Source organism: Sphingobium sp. BHU LFT2, from assembly GCF_018604485.1.
Taxonomy (GTDB): domain Bacteria; phylum Pseudomonadota; class Alphaproteobacteria; order Sphingomonadales; family Sphingomonadaceae; genus Sphingobium; species Sphingobium yanoikuyae_A.
Genome location: NZ_JAFCGW010000012.1, coordinates 1 through 23441, shown reverse-complemented (window position 1 = coordinate 23441; position 23441 = coordinate 1). Strand labels below are relative to the sequence as shown.

General features: G+C 65.1%; 24 protein-coding genes and 1 pseudogene. 18 read left to right on the top strand and 7 right to left on the bottom strand.

Features of this window, described 5'->3' with window-relative positions; all coding sequences use genetic code 11:
• The first annotated feature begins 15 nt into the window (after positions 1–15).
• From leuC to JQK15_RS19225, 7 genes are all read left to right on the top strand, one after another.
• Entirely contained in the window at positions 16–1467 is a 1452-nt protein-coding gene (leuC, locus tag JQK15_RS19255) for a 3-isopropylmalate dehydratase large subunit (protein ID WP_037516249.1), read from the top strand.
• A gap of 109 nt (positions 1468–1576) precedes the next feature.
• Positions 1577–2170: a 3-isopropylmalate dehydratase small subunit gene (gene leuD, locus JQK15_RS19250; protein WP_004210902.1), complete on the top strand. Its 594-nt coding sequence runs from the start codon at positions 1577–1579 to the stop codon at positions 2168–2170.
• A gap of 57 nt (positions 2171–2227) precedes the next feature.
• Complete coding sequence (locus JQK15_RS19245) at positions 2228–2551, top strand: DUF1476 domain-containing protein (protein ID WP_037510605.1); 324 nt, start codon at positions 2228–2230, stop codon at positions 2549–2551.
• 13 nt (positions 2552–2564) lie between these two features.
• Positions 2565–2798 (top strand): BolA/IbaG family iron-sulfur metabolism protein, encoded by a 234-nt coding sequence (locus JQK15_RS19240; RefSeq protein WP_037510601.1) that lies wholly within the window; start codon positions 2565–2567, stop codon positions 2796–2798.
• 63 nt (positions 2799–2861) lie between these two features.
• Entirely contained in the window at positions 2862–3194 is a 333-nt protein-coding gene (grxD, locus tag JQK15_RS19235) for a Grx4 family monothiol glutaredoxin (RefSeq protein WP_099233080.1), read from the top strand.
• A gap of 434 nt (positions 3195–3628) precedes the next feature.
• Entirely contained in the window at positions 3629–3997 is a 369-nt protein-coding gene (locus JQK15_RS19230; protein WP_004210924.1) for a BlaI/MecI/CopY family transcriptional regulator, read from the top strand.
• On the top strand, positions 3994–5592 hold the full coding sequence (locus tag JQK15_RS19225; protein WP_214866973.1) for a M56 family metallopeptidase: 1599 nt from the start codon (positions 3994–3996) through the stop codon (positions 5590–5592). The genes JQK15_RS19230 and JQK15_RS19225 overlap by 4 nt, the downstream gene beginning before the upstream one ends.
• Before the next feature lie 6 nt (positions 5593–5598).
• Here JQK15_RS19225 and hemW read toward each other — a convergent pair whose 3' ends face one another.
• Positions 5599–6774 carry a radical SAM family heme chaperone HemW gene (gene hemW / locus JQK15_RS19220; protein ID WP_214866971.1) on the bottom strand — a complete coding sequence of 392 codons (1176 nt, stop codon included), beginning with the start codon at positions 6772–6774 and terminating at the stop codon, positions 5599–5601.
• Here hemW and JQK15_RS19215 point away from each other — a divergent pair.
• From JQK15_RS19215 to JQK15_RS19205, 3 genes are all read left to right on the top strand, one after another.
• A complete protein-coding gene (locus tag JQK15_RS19215) occupies positions 6773–7402 on the top strand; it encodes a CAP domain-containing protein (RefSeq protein WP_004210929.1) in 630 nt (209 codons plus the stop codon). The two genes, hemW and JQK15_RS19215, sit on opposite strands and share 2 nt — an antisense overlap.
• A gap of 121 nt (positions 7403–7523) precedes the next feature.
• Positions 7524–8249, top strand: a complete 726-nt coding sequence (locus JQK15_RS19210) for a hypothetical protein (RefSeq protein WP_214866968.1) — start codon at positions 7524–7526, stop codon at positions 8247–8249.
• A 134-nt stretch (positions 8250–8383) separates the two neighbouring features.
• The gene (locus JQK15_RS19205; RefSeq protein ID WP_214866966.1) at positions 8384–9004 is read left to right on the top strand and encodes a CAP domain-containing protein; all 621 of its coding nucleotides are present in this window, start codon (positions 8384–8386) and stop codon (positions 9002–9004) included.
• Between the two features lie 28 nt (positions 9005–9032).
• On the opposite strand, the gene rdgB is transcribed toward JQK15_RS19205, so the two are convergent.
• Both rdgB and rph read right to left on the bottom strand, forming a co-directional pair.
• A complete protein-coding gene (rdgB, locus tag JQK15_RS19200; RefSeq protein WP_214866964.1) occupies positions 9033–9662 on the bottom strand; it encodes an RdgB/HAM1 family non-canonical purine NTP pyrophosphatase in 630 nt (209 codons plus the stop codon).
• A 124-nt stretch (positions 9663–9786) separates the two neighbouring features.
• Positions 9787–10503 carry a ribonuclease PH gene (gene rph / locus JQK15_RS19195; protein ID WP_004210935.1) on the bottom strand — a complete coding sequence of 239 codons (717 nt, stop codon included), beginning with the start codon at positions 10501–10503 and terminating at the stop codon, positions 9787–9789.
• Between the two features lie 96 nt (positions 10504–10599).
• Here rph and JQK15_RS19190 point away from each other — a divergent pair, with 96 nt between their 5' ends.
• A complete protein-coding gene (locus tag JQK15_RS19190; RefSeq protein ID WP_214866962.1) occupies positions 10600–11136 on the top strand; it encodes a DUF6438 domain-containing protein in 537 nt (178 codons plus the stop codon).
• Between the two features lie 364 nt (positions 11137–11500).
• On the opposite strand, the gene JQK15_RS19185 is transcribed toward JQK15_RS19190, so the two are convergent.
• Positions 11501–12517: a hypothetical protein gene (locus JQK15_RS19185; RefSeq protein ID WP_214866961.1), complete on the bottom strand. Its 1017-nt coding sequence runs from the start codon at positions 12515–12517 to the stop codon at positions 11501–11503.
• 328 nt (positions 12518–12845) lie between these two features.
• Between JQK15_RS19185 and hrcA the strand changes: the two genes are divergently transcribed.
• From hrcA to JQK15_RS19170, 3 genes are all read left to right on the top strand, one after another.
• Complete coding sequence (gene hrcA / locus JQK15_RS19180) at positions 12846–13889, top strand: heat-inducible transcriptional repressor HrcA (protein ID WP_214866959.1); 1044 nt, start codon at positions 12846–12848, stop codon at positions 13887–13889.
• Positions 13886–14449, top strand: a complete 564-nt coding sequence (grpE, locus tag JQK15_RS19175) for a nucleotide exchange factor GrpE (RefSeq protein WP_125997692.1) — start codon at positions 13886–13888, stop codon at positions 14447–14449. The genes hrcA and grpE overlap by 4 nt, the downstream gene beginning before the upstream one ends.
• An 87-nt stretch (positions 14450–14536) precedes the next feature.
• Complete coding sequence (locus JQK15_RS19170; protein WP_214866957.1) at positions 14537–15778, top strand: threonine synthase; 1242 nt, start codon at positions 14537–14539, stop codon at positions 15776–15778.
• A 39-nt stretch (positions 15779–15817) separates the two neighbouring features.
• Here the strand turns inward: JQK15_RS19170 and JQK15_RS19165 are convergent, their stop codons facing one another.
• A complete protein-coding gene (locus JQK15_RS19165; RefSeq protein ID WP_502956831.1) occupies positions 15818–18025 on the bottom strand; it encodes a TonB-dependent receptor in 2208 nt (735 codons plus the stop codon).
• A 277-nt stretch (positions 18026–18302) separates the two neighbouring features.
• Between JQK15_RS19165 and JQK15_RS19160 the strand changes: the two genes are divergently transcribed.
• On the top strand, positions 18303–18986 hold the full coding sequence (locus JQK15_RS19160; RefSeq protein ID WP_214866955.1) for a PadR family transcriptional regulator: 684 nt from the start codon (positions 18303–18305) through the stop codon (positions 18984–18986).
• Positions 18987–18990: 4 nt separating this feature from the next.
• Positions 18991–19269, top strand: coding sequence for a DUF2218 domain-containing protein (locus JQK15_RS19155; protein ID WP_214866953.1), 279 nt, complete (start codon positions 18991–18993; stop codon positions 19267–19269).
• A 228-nt stretch (positions 19270–19497) separates the two neighbouring features.
• Here JQK15_RS19155 and JQK15_RS19150 read toward each other — a convergent pair whose 3' ends face one another.
• A complete protein-coding gene (locus JQK15_RS19150) occupies positions 19498–19989 on the bottom strand; it encodes an EF-hand domain-containing protein (RefSeq protein WP_214866951.1) in 492 nt (163 codons plus the stop codon).
• A 17-nt stretch (positions 19990–20006) separates the two neighbouring features.
• A complete protein-coding gene (locus JQK15_RS19145; protein WP_069337745.1) occupies positions 20007–20813 on the bottom strand; it encodes a DUF4198 domain-containing protein in 807 nt (268 codons plus the stop codon).
• A gap of 133 nt (positions 20814–20946) precedes the next feature.
• Between JQK15_RS19145 and JQK15_RS19140 the strand changes: the two genes are divergently transcribed.
• Together JQK15_RS19140 and JQK15_RS19135 are read left to right on the top strand one after the other, a co-directional pair.
• Entirely contained in the window at positions 20947–23040 is a 2094-nt protein-coding gene (locus JQK15_RS19140) for a TonB-dependent receptor domain-containing protein (protein WP_251007874.1), read from the top strand.
• A gap of 4 nt (positions 23041–23044) precedes the next feature.
• A pseudogene (locus tag JQK15_RS19135) lies at positions 23045–23441 on the top strand (energy transducer TonB); the annotation flags it as partial.

The following is a 23441-nucleotide window of genomic DNA, read 5'->3' as shown; positions in this document are numbered from 1 at the left end:
TAGGGGGAGGGGACCATGGTTAAGCCACGCACCCTCTATGAGAAGATCTGGGACGCGCATGTCGTTGAACGGCGTCCCGATGGAACCTGCCTGATCTATATCGATCGTCACCTCGTGCATGAAGTGACGAGCCCGCAGGCGTTCGAAGGCCTACGCCTCGCTGGACGCAAGGTGCGCCGGCCCGACCTGACCCTTGCGGTACCCGACCATAATCTGCCGACCACGCCGCGCCGAGACGCCGATGGCCATCGCATCCCGATCGCCGATCCGGAAAGCGCGCAGCAGCTCGCCGCGCTGGAACGCAATGCGCCCGAATTCGGCGTACGCCTGATCGGCGACGCGGACCCGGAACAGGGCATCGTCCATGTCGTCGGCCCGGAACAGGGCTTCACCTTGCCGGGCACTACCCTGGTCTGCGGCGACAGCCATACCAGCTCGCACGGCGCGCTGGGCGCGCTGGCCTTCGGCATCGGCACGTCCGAGGTCGAGCATGTGCTGGCGACCCAGACCCTGCTGCTGAAGCAGTCGAAGACCATGCAGGTCGTGGTCGAGGGTGAGCTGGGCTATGGCGTCACCCCCAAGGATGTGGCGCTGGCGATCTGTGGCACGATCGGCACCGCCGGCGGCACCGGCTATGTCATGGAATATCGCGGGTCGGTGTTCCGCGACATGTCGATCGAGGGCCGCCTGACCGTCGCCAACATGTCGATCGAGGCGGGCGCCCGGTCCGGCCTGTTCGCGCCGGACGAGAAGACCTTCGCCTATATCGAAGGCCGTCCGATGGCGCCCAGGGGCGCCGACTGGGATGCGGCCGTCGCCTGGTGGAAGACGCTGCACACCGATGAAGGCGCGGTGTTCGACAAGACGGTCGTGATCGACGCGGCCGACATCGTCCCCAACGTCACCTGGGGCACCAGTCCCGAGGATGTCGTGCCGGTGACCGGCGTGGTGCCGGATCCGGAAAGCTTCGCCGATGCGTCGAAGCGCGCCGCCGCGCAGAAGTCGCTCGACTATATGGGCCTGTCCGCCGGGCAGAAGATGGAAGATGTCGCGATCGAGCATGTCTTCATCGGCAGCTGCACCAACAGCCGGATCGAGGATCTGCGCGCCGCCGCCGGGCTGTTGAAGGGCCGGCATATCGCGGCCGGCATCAAGCATGCGATGGTCGTGCCGGGATCGGGCCTGGTCAAGCGCATGGCCGAGGCCGAGGGGCTGGATCGCATCTTCCTCGACGCCGGTTTCGAATGGCGCGAGCCGGGCTGTTCGGCATGCCTGGGCATGAATCCGGACAAGGTGCCGGCCGGCGAACGCTGCGCATCGACCAGCAACCGCAATTTCATGGGCCGTCAGGGTCCGGGATCGCGCACGCATCTGGTCTCGCCGGAAATGGCGGCGGCTGCCGCGCTGACCGGCCGGCTGACCGATGTGCGCGCATTGATGGGTGAAAAAGAGGGGATGGTCGCATGAAGAAGGTATTCTGGGTGCTGGCGCTGGGCGCGCTGGCCAGTGCGGCGATGGCCGCGACGCTGGGCCGCGCTGAGGACGGTCCCGCGGTGGAGGCGAAGCGGGCGCACTGATGGACAAGCTGACTACCGTTGACGGCCGGGCCTATCCGTTCGGGATGAAGAATGTCGACACCGACATCGTCATCCCGGCGCACTGGCTCAAGACGATTTCGCGCGCCGGCCTTGGCAAGGGCGCGTTCGAGGTGCTGCGCAAGGAACCGGGCAATGTCTTCGACGATCCCGAATATGCCGGCAGCCCGATCCTGATCGCGGGCGACAATTTCGGCTGCGGCTCCAGCCGTGAACATGCCGCCTGGGCGCTGGGCGACCTGGGCATCAAGGTGGTGATCGCGCCGAGCTTTTCCGACATCTTCTCGGGCAATGCGTTCAAGAATGGTATCTTGACCGTAGTGCTGCCGCAGGAGGCGATCGACCGGCTGATGGAAGTCGCCAAGACCGACCCGATCCATGTGGATCTGGAGCAGCAGAGCGTCACCACCCAATATCAGGATCGCTTCAGCTTCGAGATCGATCCGTTCCGCAAGCATTGCCTGCTGGGCGGCCTCGACGAGATCGGCCTGACCCTGGACGAGGCGGATGTGATCGACGCGTTCGAGGCGAAGGATGCGGCTTTGCGCCCCTGGCTGGTGCCGGCCGTTGCCTAAAGGCGCGGTTCCGCCTATCTCTGAACGCGACAGACGCATTTCAACAGGGCTTCACGCATGACCACTTTCGACGACCGCGAGCGCGCATTTGAAAATATGTTCGCGCACGACCAGGAGATGCAGTTCCGCATCCAGGCGCGCCGCAACCGCCTGCTGGGCGAATGGGCGGCCGCGAAGATGGGCCTGACCCCTGAGGAAACCGACGCCTATGCCAAGGCCGTCGTGCAGGCCGATTTCGAGGAAGCGGGCGACGAGGACGTCATCCGCAAGCTGCTGGGCGACATGACCCAGGCGGGCCTCGACATCGACGAAGGCGGCGTACGCACCGCGCTCGACGAGCAGGCGGTGATCGCCCGCCGCATGTTCATCGAAGCGCAGTAAGGCAGGTATCGCCATGCCGATGGCAGCAGACGATATTGCCGAGATGATCAAGACCGCGATCCCGGATGCGCAGGTCGAGATTACCGACCTTGCCGGCGACGGCGATCATTATGCGGCGAAGGTCGTGTCCGAAAGCTTCCGGGGCATGACCCGCGTGGCGCAGCAGCGCGCCGTCTATGCGGCGCTGGGCGGACGCATGGGCGGGGTGCTTCACGCCTTGCAACTGACCACCGCCGTTCCCAACTAACCGCCATAGCGACATATGCGTCCGCCGCGCGGCGACGCCAGACAAAGAATTGGACCCAGTGAAATGACCGACGCCGTGCAGCAGCGGATCGCCGACATCGTCAACGGCAATGACGTGGTGCTCTTCATGAAGGGCACGCCGCTCTTCCCCCAGTGTGGCTTTTCCAGCCGCGCGATCGCGATCCTGGAGCATCTGGGCGTCAATTACGAGACGGTCGACGTGCTGCAGGACCAGGCGGTCCGTCAGGGCATCAAGAGCTTCTCCGACTGGCCGACCATCCCCCAGCTTTATGTGAAGGGCGAATTTGTCGGCGGCAGCGACATCATGATGGAAATGTACGAGGCCGGCGAGCTTCAGCAGCTGATGACCGACAACGGCGTCGCTGCGGCGAACTGATCGCCGGCTCAGGGCGAAAGATCATGGGGCGGTCCGCTGGTCGGGCCGCCCTTTTTCTTGTCTGCAGTGCGTGCATATGAAGCCGGCCAGGGACGGTTCAATGTGCTGCAAGTCCGGCTGGCGATAAGGTCTGTGAAAGCTTCGGGAGCGGCCACCGGGTGGGGGATGCCTGCGGAGACCGTGCCGGCATCCCCCGGGTAGTTGAACGGTGGGTATGTGGGAAGAGAAGCATCCGGCGTGCCAGAAGTGGAAAGCCACCCATTCGTGCATGGTTCAAGGGTTAACGCCGCCAGTCGTCCGCTGTCGTTTGTAAGGTCGCCCGACACTTTCGTCGAAAAGCTATTTGGGCCGAGCCACTTTCCTGATTGACTACATTCGTAATCGATGCGACTACATCTGTAGTTGGAGAGTCGGAATAGGGTCGGGATCAGGCAGTGAGCGAGAAGATCAGCGAAGCGGAACTGGTGGTGATGGAAGCGCTGTGGGAACAGGCGCCGGCAACCGCCAATGACGTCGCCGATCGCGTCACCGCCGAACGTGACTGGAGCCTGCAGACGGTCAAGACCTTGCTGTCGCGGCTGATGGCCAAGGAGGTGATCGCCGCCGACCAGGATGGCCGCCGCTTCCTCTATCGCCCGCTGGTGGCGCGCGAGGATTATGTGGCGAGCGAGTCCGGCCGGCTGGTCAATCGCCTGTTCGGCGGTCGCATCTCTCCCCTGGTCGCCCAGCTGGCGAGCCAGGACCAGTTGAGCGCGGATGATATCGCGGAGCTTGAGGAAATCCTGAAGGGGTTGAAATCATGAGCGTCTGGATGGCCGAAACGCTGATCGCCACGACCCTGCTGATGGCGATGGTGATGATGTTGCGACGCCCGGTGGCGCGCTGGCTGGGGGCGGGGGCGGCCTATTGGCTGTGGCTGCTGCCGCTGGCCCGGATGCTGTTGCCAACGCTTCCGCGCGAGGTTGCCGCGCCTTCGCCGCTGCATAATGTCGTGGACCAGGCGGGCCTGCCGGCGCTGCTGGAGATTGCGCCATCGCCCGCGGCACAGGCCGCAGCGACGAGCATCCCCTGGCTGGAAATGGCGATTGGCCTGTGGGCGCTGGGCGTCGTCCTGTTCCTGGTCGTGCAGGCGATCGGCTATGCCCGGTTTCGTCGCGACATATTGGCCGGATCGACGCCGCTGGGCGAGGAAGGGCGCATCCACCTGATCACCAGTCCGCAGGCATCCGGGCCGCTCGCCTTCGGCATTTTCCGGCCCTATATTGTCCTGCCGGCCGATTTCGGGCTGCGCTATGACGCGCAGGAGCAGGATATGGCGATCGCCCATGAACGCGCCCATCATGAGCGCGGCGATCTGGCCGCCAACATGGTCGCGCTGCTGCTGCTGGCGCTGCACTGGTGCAATCCGGTCGCCTGGATCGCCTATCGCGCCTATCGCGCCGATCAGGAAACCGCATGCGACGCGCGCGTCCTCTCGCTCTACGGCCAGGATCAGGCCCACGCCTATGGCCGCGCCATATTGAAGGCCGCCGGTGGTCGCCAATTTGCCGGCGCCTGCCATCTCACCCGCATCACCACGCTCAAGGGGAGGCTGAAAATGCTTTCGAGCCATGAAACATCGTTGAAGCGCATCAGCTGGGGCATGGCCGCCGTCGCCATGGTCGTCGCCACGGGCCTGGCCCTCACCGCATCGGGCAGCCGCGCCGCGCAGCAGATGGCGGCGATCACCGACAAGGTCGATCAGGCCGATTTCGCCAGGCTGACCAACCTGGTGTCGCAGCCCGTATCGGCGCGGGAGACCCTGCCGCAGGCCGCGCCGGTTCCCGCCGCCGCGCCTATGCCGGCGGCAGCGCCTGCGCCGGTCGCCCATGCCGATCGCGTGCCGCCTGCAGCGCCCGTGCCGCCGGTTCCGGCCGCCGACATCGTGCCCCCGGTTCCGCCGGTCCCGCCCGTGCCGCCGGTGACGGTGCGCAGCGAGCCGGGACGGGTGATCGTCACCCATGCCAATGGCCGGGTCGAAACCCATCGCATCCCGACCGAGGCGGAGATTGCCCGCATGGTGCCGGTGGTCGACGTGCGCGAAGGCTGCGAGGGTGACAAGGTCACCAGCCATCGCGAATTTGTCGATGCCAATGGCCGCCGCAACATCCGGGTGCGCATCTGCGAGCGGGCGATCGAGGCGCAGGCCCGCAAGGCGGAGCGGATCGCCATGCTGAACGCCCGCGATGCAGAGCGCATGTCCCGCAATGCCGAACGGGCGGGGCGCAATGCCGCGCGCGCCGGGCTGACCGCCGCTCGTGCCCAGATCGCCGCCAGCCGCATGCCGGAAAGCGATCGGGCCGAGGCACTGCGCGACATCGACCAGGAACTGGCCGACCTCGATCGCAATCCGGACTGAGGCTTTTTAGACCGCCACCACTTCGGGCAGGATGGCGTCGAGCAGCAACATGCCCGCCGGGCTGACCTGAAGCCGGTTGCGGGTTCGCCAGACCAGCCCCAGATCATTCATCCGGTCGACCGCCCGATCATCCACCAGCGCGCCGATCGGCAGGCCCGACAGGCCGGCGATCCGGGCCAGATCGACCCCTTCGCCCAGCCGCAATCCCATCAGCAGCGCCTCGCGCGCCTTGTCCTCGGCCTGCAGCGGCACTTCCTGTTGCAGGCCGTTGCCGTTGCGATCGACCGCGCCCATCCAGTTTTCCGGCTTCTTGTGGCGCAATGTCGCCATGCCGCCGCGGCGGCCATGGGCACCGGGGCCAATGCCGACATAGTCGCCATAGCGCCAATAGATGAGGTTGTGGCGGCTTTCCTGGCCCGGCCGGGCATGATTGCTGATCTCGTAGGAAGGGATGCCGGCCTGCGCCGTCATCGCCTGGGTCAGCTCATAAAGGGTGGCGCCATGATCCGGGTCGACCGGTGTCAGCTTGCCCTGCGCGGCGAGCGTGGCGAAGCGCGTGCCCGGCTCGATCGTTAACTGATAGAGCGACAGATGGCCGGTGCCGAAGGAGAGGGCGCGCGCCAGCTCCGCTTCCCAGTCCGATTCGCTCTGGCCGGGGCGCGCGTAGATGAGATCGAAGCTCACCCGGTCAAAAATGCGACGAGCCGTGTCGAGTGCGCCCAGCCCTTCATCGACGTCATGGGCACGCCCCAGGAAGGCCAGTGCCTCATTGTCGAGGGCCTGTAGGCCGAGCGACACACGGTTGATCCCGGCGGCCGCCAGATCGCCGAAACGCGCGGCTTCCACCGAGTTCGGGTTGGCCTCAAGCGTGATCTCTATGTCGTTGGAAAAGCCCCAATGTCTTTCCGCCGCCTCGATCAGGGAAGCGGCGATGCGGGGCGGCATCAGCGACGGCGTGCCACCGCCAAAGAAGATCGAACGGAGCGGTCGCCGGCCGGTTTTTTGCGCCTCATGGGCAAGGTCGGCGAGCAGTGCAGCCTGCCACGCATCGGCGTCGATCCGGTCGCGCACATGACTGTTAAAATCGCAGTAAGGACACTTCGAAACACAAAATGGCCAATGAACATATAGGCCAAGAGCCTCGGTGAAAGCCGGTGGGGCGAGAAGGACTTCGGGTGACATGAGTGGACATATCTTTAGACGCGTTCAGCGCGGCCCGCTAGCGGCTGCACTGATGCTTTTCGGCGGGATGATCGCAGGGGCGGTCGCACCGGCATCGGCTTCGGTCAATCGCGACGTGTGGAATTATTATAATATCCAGCCGGCGCCGCGTTCCGACGCGATGCTGCGCCAGGTGGTGATGGACGTGCATAATCGCGAGCGCCAGTCGCTGGGCGTGCCCGCGCTGGCCTGGGACGATCGCCTGGCGGCCGATGCGGCCGGCTATGCGCGCCAGATGGTGCATACCAACCAGTTCCGCCATTCGCACGGCGGTGAACGCGACGAGGAAATTGGCGAAAATCTGTGGATGGGGACGCACCGGGCCTATGGCTATACCGCCATGCTCGACGCCTTCATGGACGAACGCCGTGCCTTCGTGTTCAAGGCCCGCTTCCCCGATGTCAGCACGACCGGCAATTGGGAAGATGTCGGCCACTATACCCAGATGATCTGGCGCGGCACTCGTCGGGTCGGCTGCGCGCTGGGCGAGGGCGCCCAATATGATTATCTGGTCTGCCGCTATTATCCGGCCGGCAATGTCTATGGCATGAGCCCGTTCGACCGCGACTTTGGCGGCTGGCAGGGCTGAAGACCTTATCCCAGGCGGATCATTTTTCCTCTCTGTCGATTATGCCTTGAAGCGCAGTCGGCAAAAGGGGGGAGGAAAAATGCAGCCCGTTTCAAGAACAAGGCCATGGGCCTGCATCAGCATGACGATCGCGCTGCTGGCTCTGTCCGCATGCGGTTCACCGTCCCCAACGCTCGACAATCAGGGGGCTGCGCCCGCCGCGCCCGAAAATACCTCCACCAACGCTGCCCAGCCGGACAAGGCACCGGTCCCCCGATCCAGCCAGGCCGACCTGACGCCCCTGTCCTGCACCGCCGAGATCGGCGCCGCAGCGGCCGAGCGCCGCGTGAAACTGTGCATCAGCGTGTCGCCCGCCACCCATCCGCCCTGCAATGCCGCCAATAGCTGTGCGATGATCGAGGATGAGATCGCGCGCAGTTGCGCCCTGTTCGACGGCCAGGGCGAGCCGATGGCAGGATGCACGCCCGAACCCAAGAGCATGGCGGCTGCGGCGGCCGTGGTGCAGCGTTATTATGCGGCGATCAACGCGCGCGACTATGGCACCGCCTGGAGCCAGTGGGGCGAAGATAGGCCGGCAGGGCAGACGATGGAGAGATTCCAGGCCGGCTTTGCCGCCACCCGCGCGACCCATGTGACGATCGGCCGGATGACGCCGGGCGATGCGGGCGCCGGCTCCGTCTATCAGCCGGTGCCGGTGACGATCGACGCGAAACTGGCGGATGGCACCCGCCAGCATTTTGCCGGCACCTATGTCGTGCGGCGCGTCAATGATGTCGACGGGGCATCGGCTGCGCAGCGGCGCTGGCATATCGATTCGGCGAAGCTGCGCCCCGTCTCGTCGGAGTGATCGCGGCGCGGCAGCGGCCGCGTCCTACCGTTCATCCCTGCTTCACACGCCCCGGCGTTTAGCCGCAGCATCGCGTTCCGAACCGGCCGGGCCGGGGGAGAGGCGCGGGTTATCGGGTCGAAAGAACAAAGACGATGCGCGGGTGGAAATGGGGGCTGGCCGTTGCGACGGCCGCCATGATGCTGGGGATTTTCGGTGGCAAGGGAGAGGCCGCGCCGGCGCGGCGTGCGCCCGGCCCGGCCGAACAATATGGCATGGAAGAGGCCGATCGCGACGATGGGCTGCTGCAGGACGTAGTCCTGGGCATGCATAATGACGAACGCAGCCGCTGGGGCCTGACTCCGCTCGCCTGGGACCGGACGCTGGCGGCGGATGCGGCGCGCTATGCGCGGCAGATGGCGCGGACCAATATCTTCGCCCACAGCCCGCGCGCGACCCGCGCGGTGCCGAGCGGCGAGAATCTGTGGATGGGGAGCCGGGGCCTCTATGATTATGAGGTGATGGTCGGCGCGTTCCTCAATGAACGGCGCTATTTCCGTCGGGCGGGCAAGATGCCCAATTTCAGCACCACCGGCCGCTGGCAGGATGTCGCACACTATACCCAGATCATCTGGCGCGGCACCCGGTCGGTCGGCTGCGCGCTGGCCGAGGGACGCAGCTTCGACTATCTGGTCTGCCGCTATTATCCCGCCGGCAACATGTTCGGCATGGGGCCGCTGGATCCGGCGCCGGTGCTGGCGGGCGGCGAGGAATAGGGGCGGCCGGGACCGCCCCCCATCCGGTTCAGATCACCGCCTTCACCAACTGGGCGAAGGCGTCGGCGCGGTGGCTCATTGCGTGCTTGGCGTCCGGGTCCATCTCGCCGAAGCTGATGTCGTGGCCGAGCGGCTGGAACATCGCGTCATAGCCGAAACCGTTCTGCCCGCGCGGCGGCCAGACCAGCAGGCCGTCGACCCGGCCCTCGAACGCCTCGACATGGCCGTCGGGCCAGGCGAGGGCGAGGGCGCAGATGAAATGCGCGCCATGGCCGGCGTCCGGCCCCTTAGCCTGGACCCCGTCCCACACCTTCTGCATCGCCATGCCGAAGTCCTTGTCCGGGCCGGCCCAGCGGGCGGAAAAGAGACCCGGATCGCCGTTCAGCGCCTCGACGCACAGGCCACTGTCGTCGGCCAGCGCAGGCAGGCCGGAGAGGTCGGCGGCCTGCATCGCCTTCAGCTCGGCGTTCGCGATGAAGGTGGTGCCGGTCTCCTCCGGTTCGGGCAGGTCGAGCGACGCGGCGGAGATCGGCTCGATCCCATAGGGGCCGAGCAGCGCGGCGATTTCGCGCACCTTGCCGGCATTATGGCTGGCGATCACCAGCTTGCCGGGCTTCAGCTTGCGGATCGCCTGTTCCTGTCCGTATTCGTCGCTCATCTGGCTCTACCCTTATTCCATATGGTCATCCCGGCCCCCGAGCCGGGATCCCGCTTTCTTGTCGGCTTTCGCGCAGTCAAGGGAAAGCGGGACCCCGGGTCAAGCCCGGGGTGACGGGATTGGCTTAGCGACCCGTCGCCACATCCTGCGCGGCGAAGATCTTGGCGCAGCCGATGCGGGCGAGGCGGAGCAGGCGAAGCAGTTCCTCCTCGTCATAGGCGGCACCCTCAGCCGTGGCCTGCACTTCGGCGAACTTGCCGTCGCCGGTCAGGATCAGGTTGGCGTCGGTCTCGGCATTGCTGTCCTCGGCATAGTCGAGGTCGAGCACCGGCGTGCCTTCATAGATGCCGCAGCTGATCGCCGCGACCTTCTGGATGATCGGGTCTTCGCTGAGCGCGCCGGAGGCGAGCAGCTTGTCGACGGCGATGCGCAGCGCAACCCAGCTGCCCGAGATCGCGGCGGTGCGGGTGCCGCCATCGGCCTGGATCACGTCGCAGTCGATCACGATCTGGCGCTCGCCAAGCTTCTTGAGGTCGACGACGGTGCGCAGCGAGCGGCCGATCAGGCGCTGGATTTCCTGGGTGCGGCCCGACTGCTTGCCCTTGGCCGCTTCGCGGCTGCCGCGGGTGTGGGTGGCGCGGGGCAGCATGCCATATTCGGCCGTGACCCAGCCCGAGCCCTTGCCGCGCAGGAAGGGGGGCACCTTTTCCTCGATCGAGGCGGTGCACAGGACGCGGGTGTCACCGAAGCTGACGAGGCACGAGCCTTCGGCATGGATGGTGAAGCCGGGTTCCATGGTGATGTCGCGCATCTGGTCGGGCGCGCGGCCGGAAGGACGCATAATATTCTACTCCGAAGCGGTCAGGTGGGAGCGCTTAGCGCCCGGTGGCGTCGCATGCCAGTGCCAAGCGCCAAAAGTTGCGATAAGAGGGGCGCCATGAAGAGAGCGATGATGATGGGGCCGGTTGCGATGTTGGCGCTGGCGGGATGCGTGACCGACCGGGAGAAGGTGGAGCTGGAGCCGCCGACGGCCGCCGGCGACACGATCCGCTTTACCGCCGGCCGCTGCTTCGGCGCCTGTCCCGCCTATACGCTGACGGTCACGCCCGATGGTTCGGGCCTGCTGGAGCCCGAGCGCTTCACCTCCGTCCCCGGTCCGACCCGCTTCACCGTCAGCGCCGCGCAATATCGCCAGCTGCGCACCGGCCTTGCCCCGTGGAAGCCGGCGACCGGCACGGCAAAGCGCATCGCCCAGGGCGAGAATTGCACCCGCTTCGCCACCGACATGCCCAGCTACACGATCGAATGGACGCGTGGTGAGGGGAAGGGCGGGGGCAAGGGCGCGAAACCGACCCGGCTCGATTTCCAGTCGGGCTGCATGGATAGCCGCTATGCGAAACTCCGCACGACGATCGGCACCATCCCCAAGATGCTGGGCATCGAACCGATGCTGAAGCCCAAGCCGGCCAGCTGAACCACCGCCCCGCGACGCGACAGCCCGAAGTTCACAGTGTCGCAGGGGTAAATTGCGTCGATTCCGGCGAATTGCGCCTGCCGCGCGCCAGCGAAGCGACAGGCACGTCACACGCGGGGCACGCCGACGCGACAGTAGCGCGCCTCTGACGCGACAGCGAGGCGACACTGAAACGACAGCGACGCGACAGGTTCGCGCGTGGGGCGGGGGTGTTAAGCGGGGCGTGAGAGCGGCCTGTTCCATCGTGTAGGGTAGATCAGAAGAGCGGCGAGTAGGAAAGGGAAGGCGGGGTTGCGCCCAAGCCGGTCCTTAGCGAAGATTTTTTCGCGCCTAGCAACGGACATTCCGACCTAGAGGTCCGACATCAAGCCCAAAGGAGTTCAGCATAGTCGTCCATTTGTCCGATGTTTAGGAAAACAGGCTCCAGCTTCTTCGCAGGGCGCCGTCGAGGTTTGAATGCGATCCTTACTTCCCGCTGGTATGAGTAGCCGAAAGGCTTTGCCATTTCAGGCACCCGAAATCCGGTATAGTCCAAGTAAGGGTCATAATACGTGACTGGCCCTTCTAATGGCTCCCAATCAGGGTAAGCGGCGAGAAAAGTGGAGATGAATCGTTGAGTGAAACGGACAGGATCATGGATAATTAGCGCAGCGTCTGCACCGAAGTCAGTTGGCATCCGGTAATAGATATGGTCACACAGACTGTAGAGATAATAGTCGTCGAACACGACCGGTAAGACGATGTCGTCGTGCTTGTATTCGATCCTATGCCCTTGAATGTCTGTGTAATTTTTTCCAGCCAAGCGTTCCCGCCAAGTCGGAATACAAAAAACTCGGCTAACCTCGTCGTCCTGAATTGCGGCGTTGTGGCTGGTATCGCTGTAATAGCTCGCGGGGCAGATCCGAATCTCGCCCTTCCGCAGCATCGGCTCAAGGAATTGTCGGCTACCGTACTTGACTAGAAAGGGGCGTGGGGGTTCAACATAGTCGGCAAAGATGCGCTTGGCGATGGGGCCGCCATCGGCAAAATAATCGACGTTAGTTCTCGGAATATCGTTGAGGTTTGGTAGCCCACCCCGAACGGCATATTCCTCTAGTAGGTGCGTGAACTTCCGTATGAAGTGGTTGCCGTCATCAACCGGCAATATCCCGATCAACGCCTCCCGGCTTAATTCTGTTTGGTTGGTGAAAACGTCATGAAAACGGATTGCAAGGCGATCGTCCGGGCAGCCTAGCAGGTAGGGATTGGCGACATATTCGAACCGCCACCAATCGCTCCTTGGCAGGCTGCCACCGTTCGCCTTGGCACGATTTTCGAATTCGGTGTGCCGCTCTTCATGGATGCGAAGCCTTGCACGCATGAGATCGACTGAAACCGTCATAGATTGAACCTCGTCATGAACTTTTAGTGCTTTTTACTGATCCCTTTTGCAACCTCTGCTACGAGCGTTTCTAAGCGGAGCGAGATGACCAATGAATAGACAATGGTGGGCTTAGGCGGAGTGTCTTCTTCAGCGGATTCACGTCCGGAACCAGTCATTCCCCTACCGGCCATTTGCGGGTATCACCACCTCGGCTTCGAGTTGCAGTCCCGCTTCTTTCCTCTTGAACCAAGAAAAGCGGGATGCCGGGGCAGGCCCGGCATGACGGATAGGGAAATGCCCAATCTCCCCCGTTGAGCCGCACGGGAAAGCCGCCTACATCATCGCCATGGCCGCCACTGCCTCCATCGCCGAACTGAATGAACGCGCGCGCGACGTGTTTCGCATGGTGGTGGATAGCTATCTGGGCACCGGACTGCCGGTGGGATCGCGCACGATCAGCAAGATGGGGCTGAGCCTCTCGGCCGCGTCGATCCGCAATGTGATGCAGGATCTGGAGGAACTGGGGCTGCTCGCCGCGCCGCACACCTCGGCCGGGCGGATGCCGACCGAGACCGGGCTGCGGCTGTTCGTCGACGGGATGATGCAGGCGGCCGAGCCGTCGGTCGAGGAGCGCCGCGCGATCGAGGCGGGGCTGGCCGAGGGCGGGCCGATCGAGGAGGCGCTGTCGGCGGCAACGGCGACGCTGTCGGGCCTGTCTGCCTGTGCCGGCATCGTCATGGTGCCAAGGCGCGAGCCGGTGCTGCGCCAGTTCGGTTTCGTGCCCTTGAATGATCGGCAGGCGCTGGCCGTGCTGGTCGGGCAGGACGGGTCGATCGAGAATCGCGTGCTCGACCTGCCGCGCGGGGTGACGCCATCGATGCTGAACGAGGCGGCGAATTTCATGTCGGCGCGCTTTGGCGGGCTGACCCTGCGCCAGGCCGGCGACCTGCTGGCCCGCGAGATGGAGCAGGAGCGCTCCACGCTGGAGGGCGCGGCGCGCGAGCTGGTGACGCGCGGCATCGCGATCTGGAGCCATGATGCCGATGACAGGCCCGTGCTGATCGTGCGGGGGCAGGCGCATCTGATCGACGATGGCACCGCCGCAGACCTCGATCGGGTGCGGCAATTGCTGGAGCAGCTGGAGGGCAAGCAGGAGATTTCGCGCCTGCTGGAGAGCGCGCTGGCGGGCAGCGCGACCAAAATCTTCATCGGTTCGGAAAACAAGCTCTTTTCCCTTTCGGGTTCATCGGTCATAGCCGCCCCCTATCGCGGCGGGGACGGCCGGGTCGTCGGCGTGGTCGGCGTGATCGGCCCCACGCGCTTGAACTATGCCCGAGTGATCCCCATGGTGGATTTCACCGCACAGACGCTGTCGAGATTGATGAGATGAGCGAAGACAAGCAGACTATCGAAAATACCGAAACCCTGGACCAGCTGCCCGAGCAGGAGACCCCCGTGGACGCCCCTGAAAACGCCAATGCCGAGCGTATCGCAGCGCTGGAAGCCGAGCTGGAAACGGCCAAGCAGGACATTCTCTACGCCCATGCCGACACGCAGAATGTGCGGCGCCGGCTGGAGAAGGAACTGGCCGACGCGCGCGCCTATGCCGCGACCAGCTTCGCCCGCGACATGCTGTCGGTGGCCGACAATCTGGGCCGGGCACTGGCCGCCATTCCCGCCGACCTGCGCGAGGACGACAAGTTCAAGGGGCTGGTGACCGGTCTGGAAGCCACCGGCCGCGAGCTGGAGGCGGTGTTCGGCCGCAACGGCATCACCAAGATCGAATCGGTCGGCCAGCCGCTCGACCCGAACAAGCATCAGGCGGTGATGGAACTGCCGTCGGCGGACGCCGAGCCGGGCACCGTGCTGGTGGAAATGCAGGCCGGCTACAGCATCAAGGACCGCTTGCTGCGCCCCGCCATGGTCAGCGTGGCGAAGAAGCCGGACTGACAAATATCCGCCCCGTTCGGGCTGGATCGGTCAGGGTCCCCCGTGGGGCCGCGAACGCACCGAATCCTTGCCCGAACGGAGGCCCTTTTGCTGCACGACCTGAACCTCACCACCGACCGTCCGACCTTTGTCACCCATCTCGAATGTTCGCTGACCGGCGAGCGTTATGAGGCGGATCGGCTGCATGGGCTGTCGGCGGCGGGCAAGCCGCTCTTGGTGCGCTATGATCTGGACGGCGTGCGGGCCACGCTGACCAAGGAAGCGCTCAGCAGCCGGCCGATGGACCTGTGGCGCTGGCGCGAATTGCTGCCGGTGCGGCAGACCAGCAACATCGTGAGCCTGGGCGAAAATGCGACGCCGCTGATCCCGCTGCCGCGCACGGCGAAGCGGCTGGGCGGTGCGCAACTGCTCGCCAAGGATGAGGGGCGGTTGCCGACCGCCTCGTTCAAGGCGCGGGGCCTGGTGATGGCGGTTTCCATGGCCAAGGAACTGGGCGTGACCCAGGTGGCGATGCCGACCAACGGCAATGCCGGCGCGGCGCTGGCCGCCTATGCTGCGGTCGCCGGCATGGAATCGGTGATCTTCTGCCCGGCCGATACGCCCGAAGTGAATGTGCGCGAGATCGCGGCGCAGGGCGCGCGGGTCTATCGCGTCAACGGCTATATCGACGATTGTGGCGCGATCGTCGGCCAGGGCGTCAAGGAACGCGGCTGGTTCGATTTCTCGACCCTGAAGGAGCCCTATCGGATCGAGGGCAAGAAGACGATGGGGCTGGAACTGGCCGAGCAGCTTGGCTGGGAATTGCCGGATGCGATCTTCTACCCCACCGGCGGCGGCACCGGCCTCATCGGCATGTGGAAGGCGTTCGACGAGCTGGAGAAGATCGGCTTCATCGGGTCGAAACGCCCCAAGATGTTCGCGGTGCAGGCCGAAGGCTGCGCGCCGATGGTCCGCGCCTTCGAACAGGGCGTGGAATTTGCCGAGCGCTGGGAGGATGCGCAGACCATCGCCATGGGCATTCGCGTGCCCAAGGCGGTGGGCGACTTCCTGATCCTGCGCGCGGTACGGGAAAGCGGCGGCGCGGCGCTGGCGGTGTCGGATGCGGCAATCGCGGCGGCAGTGCGCGACGTGGCGCGCGACGACGGGTTGCTGCTCTGTCCCGAGGGCGGAGCGACGCTGGCGGCCTACAGCCGAGCGCTGGACGAGGGGTTGATCGGGCGGGATGAACGCGCGGTGCTGTTCAATTGCGCCAGCGGCCTCAAATATCCGCTGGAGGACCAGAGCCGCACGCTCGACCGGCACGCGCCGATCGATTTCGCGTCGCTCTGAAAAGGCGGGATGGGCGGGCCTGAACCCGCCCATTCGCCGTTAGAAGCGATAGTCCCAGCCCAGGGTGAAGAGCCGCCCGCGACCGGCGAAGAAGGCCAGATTGTCGTTGGGCAGGCGCGTGTCGCTATTATAGTCGATATAGAATTTATCGAACAGATTTTGAACGCTGAGATAGACGCCGCCCAGTGATGCGGTGTCGTAGCGGAGATAGGCGTCGGTGACCGCATAGCCGCCGAAATTGTTGCGCCGGTCCGGGTTCGCCTTGCCATGGAAATTGCGCGACAGATAATATTGGGTCTGCAGCCGCGCCGAGATGGCGCCATGGCGATAGTCGGCGGCGACGTTCAGGCGATCGGGCGAGATGTTGGTGCCGTCCAGATCGGTATCGACGATGCCGTCGGGATTGGCGCTGTCGCTGTCATAGCGGCCCTTGAGATGGGCATAGCCGGTGGAGAGCTTGAGCCCCGGCAGCGGCGTCTGCACGCCCAGGTTGATTTCCAGCCCTTCGATCTCGACCCGCTGGCGCTGCACGGTGAAGATGCCGTCGCCCTGCGCGATCAATATCTGGCCCTTGTCGCTGGACGACCAGAAATAGGTGGCGCTGGCGTCGATCGGGCCGCGCTTCACCTCCAGCCCGATTTCGCGGTTGTTGGAGACGATCGGGCTGATGTCGAGATAATCGTCGAGGTCGACGCCCGCGACGCCGATCGACCGGGTGACGCGGCCGACATCGGGCATGGTGAAGCCCTCGGCATAGCTGGCATAGGCCCGAATGCCCTCAAGCGGCTCGAAGATGAGGCCGCCGTTCAGCAGTGCGTCGGAGAATTTGGGCTTGCCGCCCGCGACATCGACGCCGCCATAATTGGGCGCGGTGGTGGAGGCGAGGGTGTGGAAATCGTCGATCTTCACCTGCACATTTTCCCAGCGCACGCCGCCGGCGACGCGGACCAGCCCGTCGGCGATCTTGAGATTGGCCTGGGCGAAGGGCGCGATGGAACGGAAGTCGCTGGGCGGCACCCAGGTGCGGCCGGTGACCATCAGCCGCTGTTCCGTCTTGTCGAACAGGACGTCGAGGCCGACCGTGGTGGTCAGCGCTTCGAAACCGGGCAGGGCGCGTTCATAGCTGATCTTGCCGCCGATCTTGCGCGAGCGGTTCTGCGACTGGTCGAACAGAGTGCCGACCGGCGCAATGCTGGGATCCTGGAAGGTCGCGATCGCGGCGAATTCGCCGCCGAAAATGTCGCGGCTGCGGTTGAAGAAGAGCTGGGTGACGAGGTTGCCGCCGGCGACATCGCTGTCGGTGTAGGAGAGGGATGCGCTTTCGGTGCGGTTCGATCCCGGCGTGCCGGGGGCGTCGCCCTTGACCGCAGTGGTGGGGAGGCCGTTGGCGCGGCTGCCGGCGAGCGGGACATAGTCGCCATCGCCCTTCAGCTCATAGCGATTGAGGATCAGGTCGAGCCGGCCGGTATCGCCGACGGCATAGCCCAGCCGCGCGAAGATATCGGTGGTCTGCGACGCCTGGGTCTCGCCCTGGGTCAGGTTGATGCCGATGCGGCGGTTGCGCGCGTCATAGAAGGCGCCGCGCTTTTCATAGGAGGCGCCGACCGTGGCATCGAAAGCGCCGGCCTTATACTGGACCAGTCCGGCCGCCTTGCCGCCAAAGCCGTCGCCGTCGAAATCGTCGCTTGCCGATCCCTGCAGCAGCACCCGGCCGCTGATGCCCTCCTGCTTGGGCGCGCCGACCGTCACCTGGTTGACGATGCCGCCGGTGCCGCCAATCCCCTGCAGCGCGTTGGAGCCATAGATGAGTTCGACCCGGTCGATGAAGAAGCCGTCGATGGTGAAGCCGTCGCGGCTGCCGTCGCGCAGCGGGGTCGACTGGGGGATGCCGTTGATGGCGTAGAGCGGCGAGCGGCCGCGCAGCGTTTCGCCCGCGCCCGACAGCTTACCGCGCGTCGGCGAGAAGCTGGGGGTCAGGGTGGAGATGGCATCGGTGACCGAGCCGGAGATCGCGATCTGCTGGTCCAGCATCTGCTTGTCGATCAGATCGATCGTCAGCGGCAGTGCATTGGGCGGCAGGATCGAGCGGGCGGCGGTGACGACGATCGATTCGCTGCTCTTGGTGTCAGCGTCGGCCTCGGCCTGCTGCGCCATGGCTGGCGATGCGAGGGCGATGGTCAGCGCCGCCAGCGCGATTGCAGAGTGACGAATTTCGATATGATGCAGCATCGCGATCCCCTGATCCATGTTGGGCAGGGCTGCTAACGACAATCGATCGCAAGAACAATCACATTCTGCATAATGCTTATGCGATGAAGTGATAAGCCCGATTTTCCGGCGTTTCGGGTGGGTGTCTCCATCATAAGATGCATAAAGATATATCTTATGCATTGACGCTGATGAATTTTAAGATATATCACAATGCATCATGAAGCATTTTGAAAGAGAGAATATGCATTTTTCCCATTCCGATCGCGGCGCTGGGCGCCGGGGTTGCCGGCCGGGCCGGCACATGGATGACGCCATGGCCGATCGCGGTTTGGACCCGCGCAGTGCCGATCCGCGAGGCTTTGGCCATCGCGGTGAACGCGGCCATGGCCGCTTCTTCGGACCGGGTGGCTTTGGCCCCGAGGGGTTTGGACGCGGTTTCGGCGGTGGTCGGGCAGGTGGCCGGGGCGGTCCGTTCGGTGAGGACGGCTTTGGTGACGGTCCCTTCGGCGGTGGCCAGGGCGGGCGTGGCGGTGGGCGCCGCCGGCTGTTCGGCAATGATGCGCTCAAGCTCATCCTGCTCAAGCTGATCGCCGATGCGCCGCGTCACGGCTATGACCTGATCCGCGAGATCGAGAGCCTGTCGGGGTCTGTCTATGCGCCCAGTCCGGGCGTCGTCTATCCGACCCTGACCCTGCTGGCCGACATGGACCTGATCGCCGAGCAGCCCGGTGAAGGCAGCCGCAAGCTGTTCGCCATTACCGAGGCGGGCACGGCCCATCTGGCCGAGCATGAGGCCGGCGTCACCGAGGTGATGGAGAAGCTGGCGCATCTGGCCCGCAAGGCCGAACGTAATGATGCCGCGCCGGTGCGCCGCGCGCTGCAGAATATGCGCGTTGCCATCCAGCATCGCCTTGAAAAGGAAGGCGCCGATTCCCAGACCATGTTCGACGTCGCGGCCCTGATCGACGAGGCCGCCAGCAAGATCGAAAGGCTCTGATCCCATGACGCTGACCGCCACCGTGCCGACCACCCATGGCAGCCGTTACCTGCAGCAGCTCTGCAAGCATTGGAGCCACAAGTTCGAGACCAGCTTCGATGCGGACAAGGGCGAGATCGCCTTTCCGATGGGGCCGATCCACCTTACCGCCGATGGCGAGGCGCTGACGGTGGTGCTGGAACCCAATGCCGACGCCGATGTCGAGAAGTTCAAGCAGGTGGTCGCCGACCATCTCGACCGCTTCGCCTTCCGCGAGGCGCCCTTGCCCTTCCACTGGGCCTGAGTGCCTGTTTGAAAAATCGCGAAAGAGCGATTTTTCAGCGCGGTTCCAGCCCGCTCCCCCGCCCAACCGCCCGACAGGATGACACTGGATCGGGTGGTTGGGCGGGGGAGCGGGCTGGAACCGGCTTTCTCAAACAGTCTCTGACACGCGAAAGGGGCCGGGTCTGCACGGCCCGGCCCCTTCCCTGGTAAGCTCCATGAGGACCGGCAAACCCGGTCCTTCTTTGTATCAGCTATCGGTCTTGGCGCGCATGGCGGCCATGCGGGCGTTGGTCGCCTGCACGTCGGCGGCGGTGACGATACCGTCCTTGTCGGCGTCCTGCTCGGCAAAGGCACGCGCGCCCGATGCGTCATATTCGGCCTGGGCCATCTTGCCGTCCTTGTCCTTGTCGAGGACGTTGAAGCGGACATGGGCCTGGCGGATCTGGCGCTGGCGCTCCTCGGTCTTCTTCTCTTCGGTCAGGCTCGATTGGGCGAGCTGCTTTTCGAGGCGGGCGGCATATTCGCCGACATATTCATCCTCCGACACCCAGCCATCGCCATTGGCATCGGTCGCCTTGAAACGGGTGACGCGCACGGCGTCGAATTCGGCGCGGCTGACCTGGCCGTCATGGTCGCTGTCATAGTCATGGACGAAGGCGCCGCCTTCATGCGGGGCGGCGAAGGCGGGCGTGCCGGCGGCGGCAACGACGGCGGCGATCAGGATGGAACGGGTGTTCATGGCGTGTCTCCGGAATATCAGGCGGCGTCGAACGCCAGCGTGTAGGTGTAGCTGCGATAGGGTGTTTCCGACCCGGCCGGTGCGGCGCCGCGATGGCGGACCAGAATCAGGTAGGTGCCGGCATCGTCAGGCTTCAGGCTGAAGCGGCCCTGCGCGTCGCTCTTGGTCTCGGTCGCGACCTTGCGGCCGTCATGCACGCCGGCGCTGCGGAACAGGGTGACCTGCGTGGCGGGCAGGGGCTTGCCGTCGAACAGCAGCACGAAGCTGGCATCGCTGCCCGACACGATGGCGTTGGGATGGGTGACCGGCTGGATTTCGAGGCCCGTGCCGACCGGCTTGAGCGCGGCCTGCGTCGTCTGGCCGCGGGTGACATAGGCGTCGGCGAGCGTCATGCTCTGCACTTCGACCTCCTGCGTGCCGGGCTTGGGATCGCCGCCCTCGCCGCGCATCTGCCATGTGTCGCCGACGCGGAACATCTTGCCCTTGCGCCCGGCGCGCTGGCCGGTGGTGATGCGATAGGTGCCGTCCGCCTTCAGATCAGCCTCGAACACCGACAGGTCACGCAGATAGGTGACCGGACCGGTCGTCGCCTGGCTGCCGTCCGGCGCGACCAGGTGGAAGGGGGCGTCGCGCATCGCGACTTCGGGGACGAAGGCGTCCTCGGCGAAGGCCGAGGTGACGGTGACATGATCGGCCTTTCCGGCGTCGAACAGGGTCGGCAGCACATAGGGCATATGCGCCTGGGCAGCGGTGGCGCTGGCCAATAGCAGCACAGGCAAGGCGGCGGCGAACAGGGCGTTCACCGGGCGGCGATGGTTGGACAATGGGGTTCCCCTTGGTTTCGTTACGCTCCTCTATAATATATAGTGAGAATCACTTGCAATAGCATTTAATGCGGGTAGAGAGCGGCCAACCCGGCGCGTGATGCGCCGCAACAATGATACGGGGGCATTTTTCATGACCAAGTCCAAGACCCTGCTTCTGCTGGGCACCGCACTGATCGCACTGCCGTTGCCGGCAATGGCCCAGGACCAGGGTGACGACATTGCGGTCGCGAGCGATTCGCAGTTCGCGCTCGACCGGATGATCATCTCCGCCGGCGTCGAGAAGGTTGCGCTGGATACGCCGCAGGCGGTGACCGCGCTCGACCAGGAGGATATCGACCAGCTGCAGGCGACGACGATCGGCGACCTTCTGGAAGGCATGCCGGGCGTCAATGTGCAGGGCGGCGTCGGCCAGCTCGGCCAGGGCTTCAACATTCGCGGCATGGGCACGGCGATCGGCGACAGCGACAACCGTATCCTGATGACGGTCGATGGCGTCACCAAATTCTACGAACAATATCGCATGGGCGCCTTCTTCAGCGAGCCGGAACTCTACAAGCGGGTCGAGGTGCTGCGCGGGCCGGCATCCTCCACCCTCTATGGCGCGGGCGCGCTGGCGGGCGTGATCAACTTCACCACCAAGGATGCGTCGGACTTCCTGCGCGACGGCGACAAGCTGGCCGTGCGCCTGAAGGGCGCGACCGAAACCAATGCGCAGGGCCATACCCTGTCGGGCATCGTCGCGACCGAGCCGGTCGATGGCGTCGAACTGCTGGGCAGCTATAATTATCGCCGCACCGACGATTACACGAGCGGCAATGGCGACACCGTCGCTGCCTCCGCCACCGAATCCGACAGCTGGCTGGTCAAGGGCCGGGTCGCGATCGGCGGCAACAAGAAGCATGCGATCTGGGCGTCCTACCAGGACTGGATCAGCGACGCGCCGCAGGTCTATGACCAGATTTCGGCCGCCACCGGCAGCTCGCTGATGCGCCGCCGGGTTCACGACAAGACCGCCGTGCTGGGCTATGTGAACGACTTCGACGGCAGCAAATTCTTCAATGTCGAGGCGCAGGTCGCCTATTCGCTGTCCAAGGTCCACCAGACCGAGACGACCTTCCTGGGCGCGAACCTGGAATATTCCGATTTCTCCTATGAAAGCTGGCAGGCCAAGGTCCAGAATACCAGCGAGTTCGCCATGGGCGGCGACTGGACGACCTTCCTGATCCTGGGCGGCCAGTGGAGCACGCAGGAACGGCGCAACCCGCGCGTCAATTTCGACGGCACGGTGACGCCGGGCGCGGGCACCCATCCCGAAGGCGACATGGACCGTTATGGCCTGTTCGGTCAGCTGGAGATCGTCTGGTCCGACAAGCTGACCATCATGCCGGGCGTGCGCGTCGACTGGACCCGACTGACGCCGGGCGACACGGTGGTCGGCGGCACTGTCCTGACCGACAAGGTGAAGGATAGCGGCGTGTCGCCCAAGCTCGCCGCGCTCTACAATATCACGCCCTGGTTCGGCCTGTTCGGGTCGGTCGCGCGTACCGTGCGCATGCCCAATATCGACGAAATCTTCACCCGCAGTGCGACCCGGCCGAACAATCCGGACCTGAAGCCCGAGAAGTCGGACAATTATGAAGCCGGCTTCACTCTGTCCTTCGACGATATGCTGGGCAAGAATGACCGCTTCCGCGCGAAGACCACCCTGTTCCAGAACGACGTCAAGGATCTGATCGTCAACGTCTCGGCGGCGGCGGGCACGCCCTATTTCCAGAATATCAACCGGTCGCGCTTCAAGGGGATCGAGCTGGAGGCCGAATATGGCATGGGCGGCTTCTATGCGCGCGGCAATGCCAGCTTCATCGATGGCAAGAACCGGCTGACCGGCGATTATCTCAACACCATCCCGGCGAACGACTATCGCCTGACGCTGGGCTATAATGATGTGGCGAGCGGCCTGTCGGGCGGCTGGACCGGCGAATTTGCCGAGCGGCAGGACAAGGTGACGCCGGGCAGCTTCGCCTCGGCCGGGTCGGGCCTGGCGACGCCGGGCTACAGCGTCCACAACCTGTTCTTCGCCTTCAAGCCGCAGGGTGGCGTGGCCAAGGGCTTCGAATTCCGCATCGCCATGGATAATATCTTCGACAAGCAATATCGCCGCCATCTGTCGTCGCTCGCCGCCGAGGGACAGAGCTTCCGCTTCACCGTGGCGAATACCTTCTGACGCCATGACGGGCGTGCGGCGTCCCTTTCGCGTCACGGGGCCGGCGGCGGCCTCGCTCGGGATCAACGCGCTGCTGATCGCGGCGCTGCTGAACCTGGGCATGGGTCGCGCGCCGAAGCGCGAGGAGGGGGCTGCACTGACCGTCATGTCGCTGGCGGCGCTGAAGGGCGTGGAGCAGGGGGCGGAACAGGCCGAGGCGGCGGAGGCGACGGCGCAGCCCGAAGCCCCGGTGCCGACGCAGGCGCCGCCCCCAACGCCGGTCAGCCCGCCGCAGCCGGTGCCGCCGCCGATGGTGGCGATCCCTTCCGCATTGTCGCTGCCCGTCGCGGTGGCGCCGGCTGCTCCGTCCACGCCGGCGGCCGCAGCGGCGCCGTCGCCGCAGGCCGCGGCCCGGGCGGCGC

Excerpts from the sequence above, each read along its gene's own strand:
- leuC (WP_037516249.1), top strand. The coding sequence starts at position 16 with ATGGTTAAGCCACGCACCCTCTATGAGAAGATCTGGGACGCGCATGTC.
- leuD (WP_004210902.1), top strand. The coding sequence starts at position 1,577 with ATGGACAAGCTGACTACCGTTGACGGCCGGGCCTATCCGTTCGGGATG.
- JQK15_RS19245 (WP_037510605.1), top strand. The coding sequence starts at position 2,228 with ATGACCACTTTCGACGACCGCGAGCGCGCATTTGAAAATATGTTCGCG.
- JQK15_RS19240 (WP_037510601.1), top strand. The coding sequence starts at position 2,565 with ATGCCGATGGCAGCAGACGATATTGCCGAGATGATCAAGACCGCGATC.
- grxD (WP_099233080.1), top strand. The coding sequence starts at position 2,862 with ATGACCGACGCCGTGCAGCAGCGGATCGCCGACATCGTCAACGGCAAT.
- JQK15_RS19225 (WP_214866973.1), top strand. The coding sequence starts at position 3,994 with ATGAGCGTCTGGATGGCCGAAACGCTGATCGCCACGACCCTGCTGATG.
- JQK15_RS19215 (WP_004210929.1), top strand. The coding sequence starts at position 6,773 with ATGAGTGGACATATCTTTAGACGCGTTCAGCGCGGCCCGCTAGCGGCT.
- hemW (WP_214866971.1), bottom strand. The coding sequence starts at position 6,774 with ATGTCACCCGAAGTCCTTCTCGCCCCACCGGCTTTCACCGAGGCTCTT.
- JQK15_RS19210 (WP_214866968.1), top strand. The coding sequence starts at position 7,524 with ATGACGATCGCGCTGCTGGCTCTGTCCGCATGCGGTTCACCGTCCCCA.
- JQK15_RS19205 (WP_214866966.1), top strand. The coding sequence starts at position 8,384 with ATGCGCGGGTGGAAATGGGGGCTGGCCGTTGCGACGGCCGCCATGATG.
- rdgB (WP_214866964.1), bottom strand. The coding sequence starts at position 9,662 with ATGAGCGACGAATACGGACAGGAACAGGCGATCCGCAAGCTGAAGCCC.
- rph (WP_004210935.1), bottom strand. The coding sequence starts at position 10,503 with ATGCGTCCTTCCGGCCGCGCGCCCGACCAGATGCGCGACATCACCATG.
- JQK15_RS19190 (WP_214866962.1), top strand. The coding sequence starts at position 10,600 with ATGAAGAGAGCGATGATGATGGGGCCGGTTGCGATGTTGGCGCTGGCG.
- JQK15_RS19185 (WP_214866961.1), bottom strand. The coding sequence starts at position 12,517 with ATGACGGTTTCAGTCGATCTCATGCGTGCAAGGCTTCGCATCCATGAA.
- hrcA (WP_214866959.1), top strand. The coding sequence starts at position 12,846 with ATGGCCGCCACTGCCTCCATCGCCGAACTGAATGAACGCGCGCGCGAC.
- grpE (WP_125997692.1), top strand. The coding sequence starts at position 13,886 with ATGAGCGAAGACAAGCAGACTATCGAAAATACCGAAACCCTGGACCAG.
- JQK15_RS19165 (WP_502956831.1), bottom strand. The coding sequence starts at position 18,025 with ATGGATCAGGGGATCGCGATGCTGCATCATATCGAAATTCGTCACTCT.
- JQK15_RS19160 (WP_214866955.1), top strand. The coding sequence starts at position 18,303 with ATGGCCGATCGCGGTTTGGACCCGCGCAGTGCCGATCCGCGAGGCTTT.
- JQK15_RS19155 (WP_214866953.1), top strand. The coding sequence starts at position 18,991 with ATGACGCTGACCGCCACCGTGCCGACCACCCATGGCAGCCGTTACCTG.
- JQK15_RS19150 (WP_214866951.1), bottom strand. The coding sequence starts at position 19,989 with ATGAACACCCGTTCCATCCTGATCGCCGCCGTCGTTGCCGCCGCCGGC.
- JQK15_RS19140 (WP_251007874.1), top strand. The coding sequence starts at position 20,947 with ATGACCAAGTCCAAGACCCTGCTTCTGCTGGGCACCGCACTGATCGCA.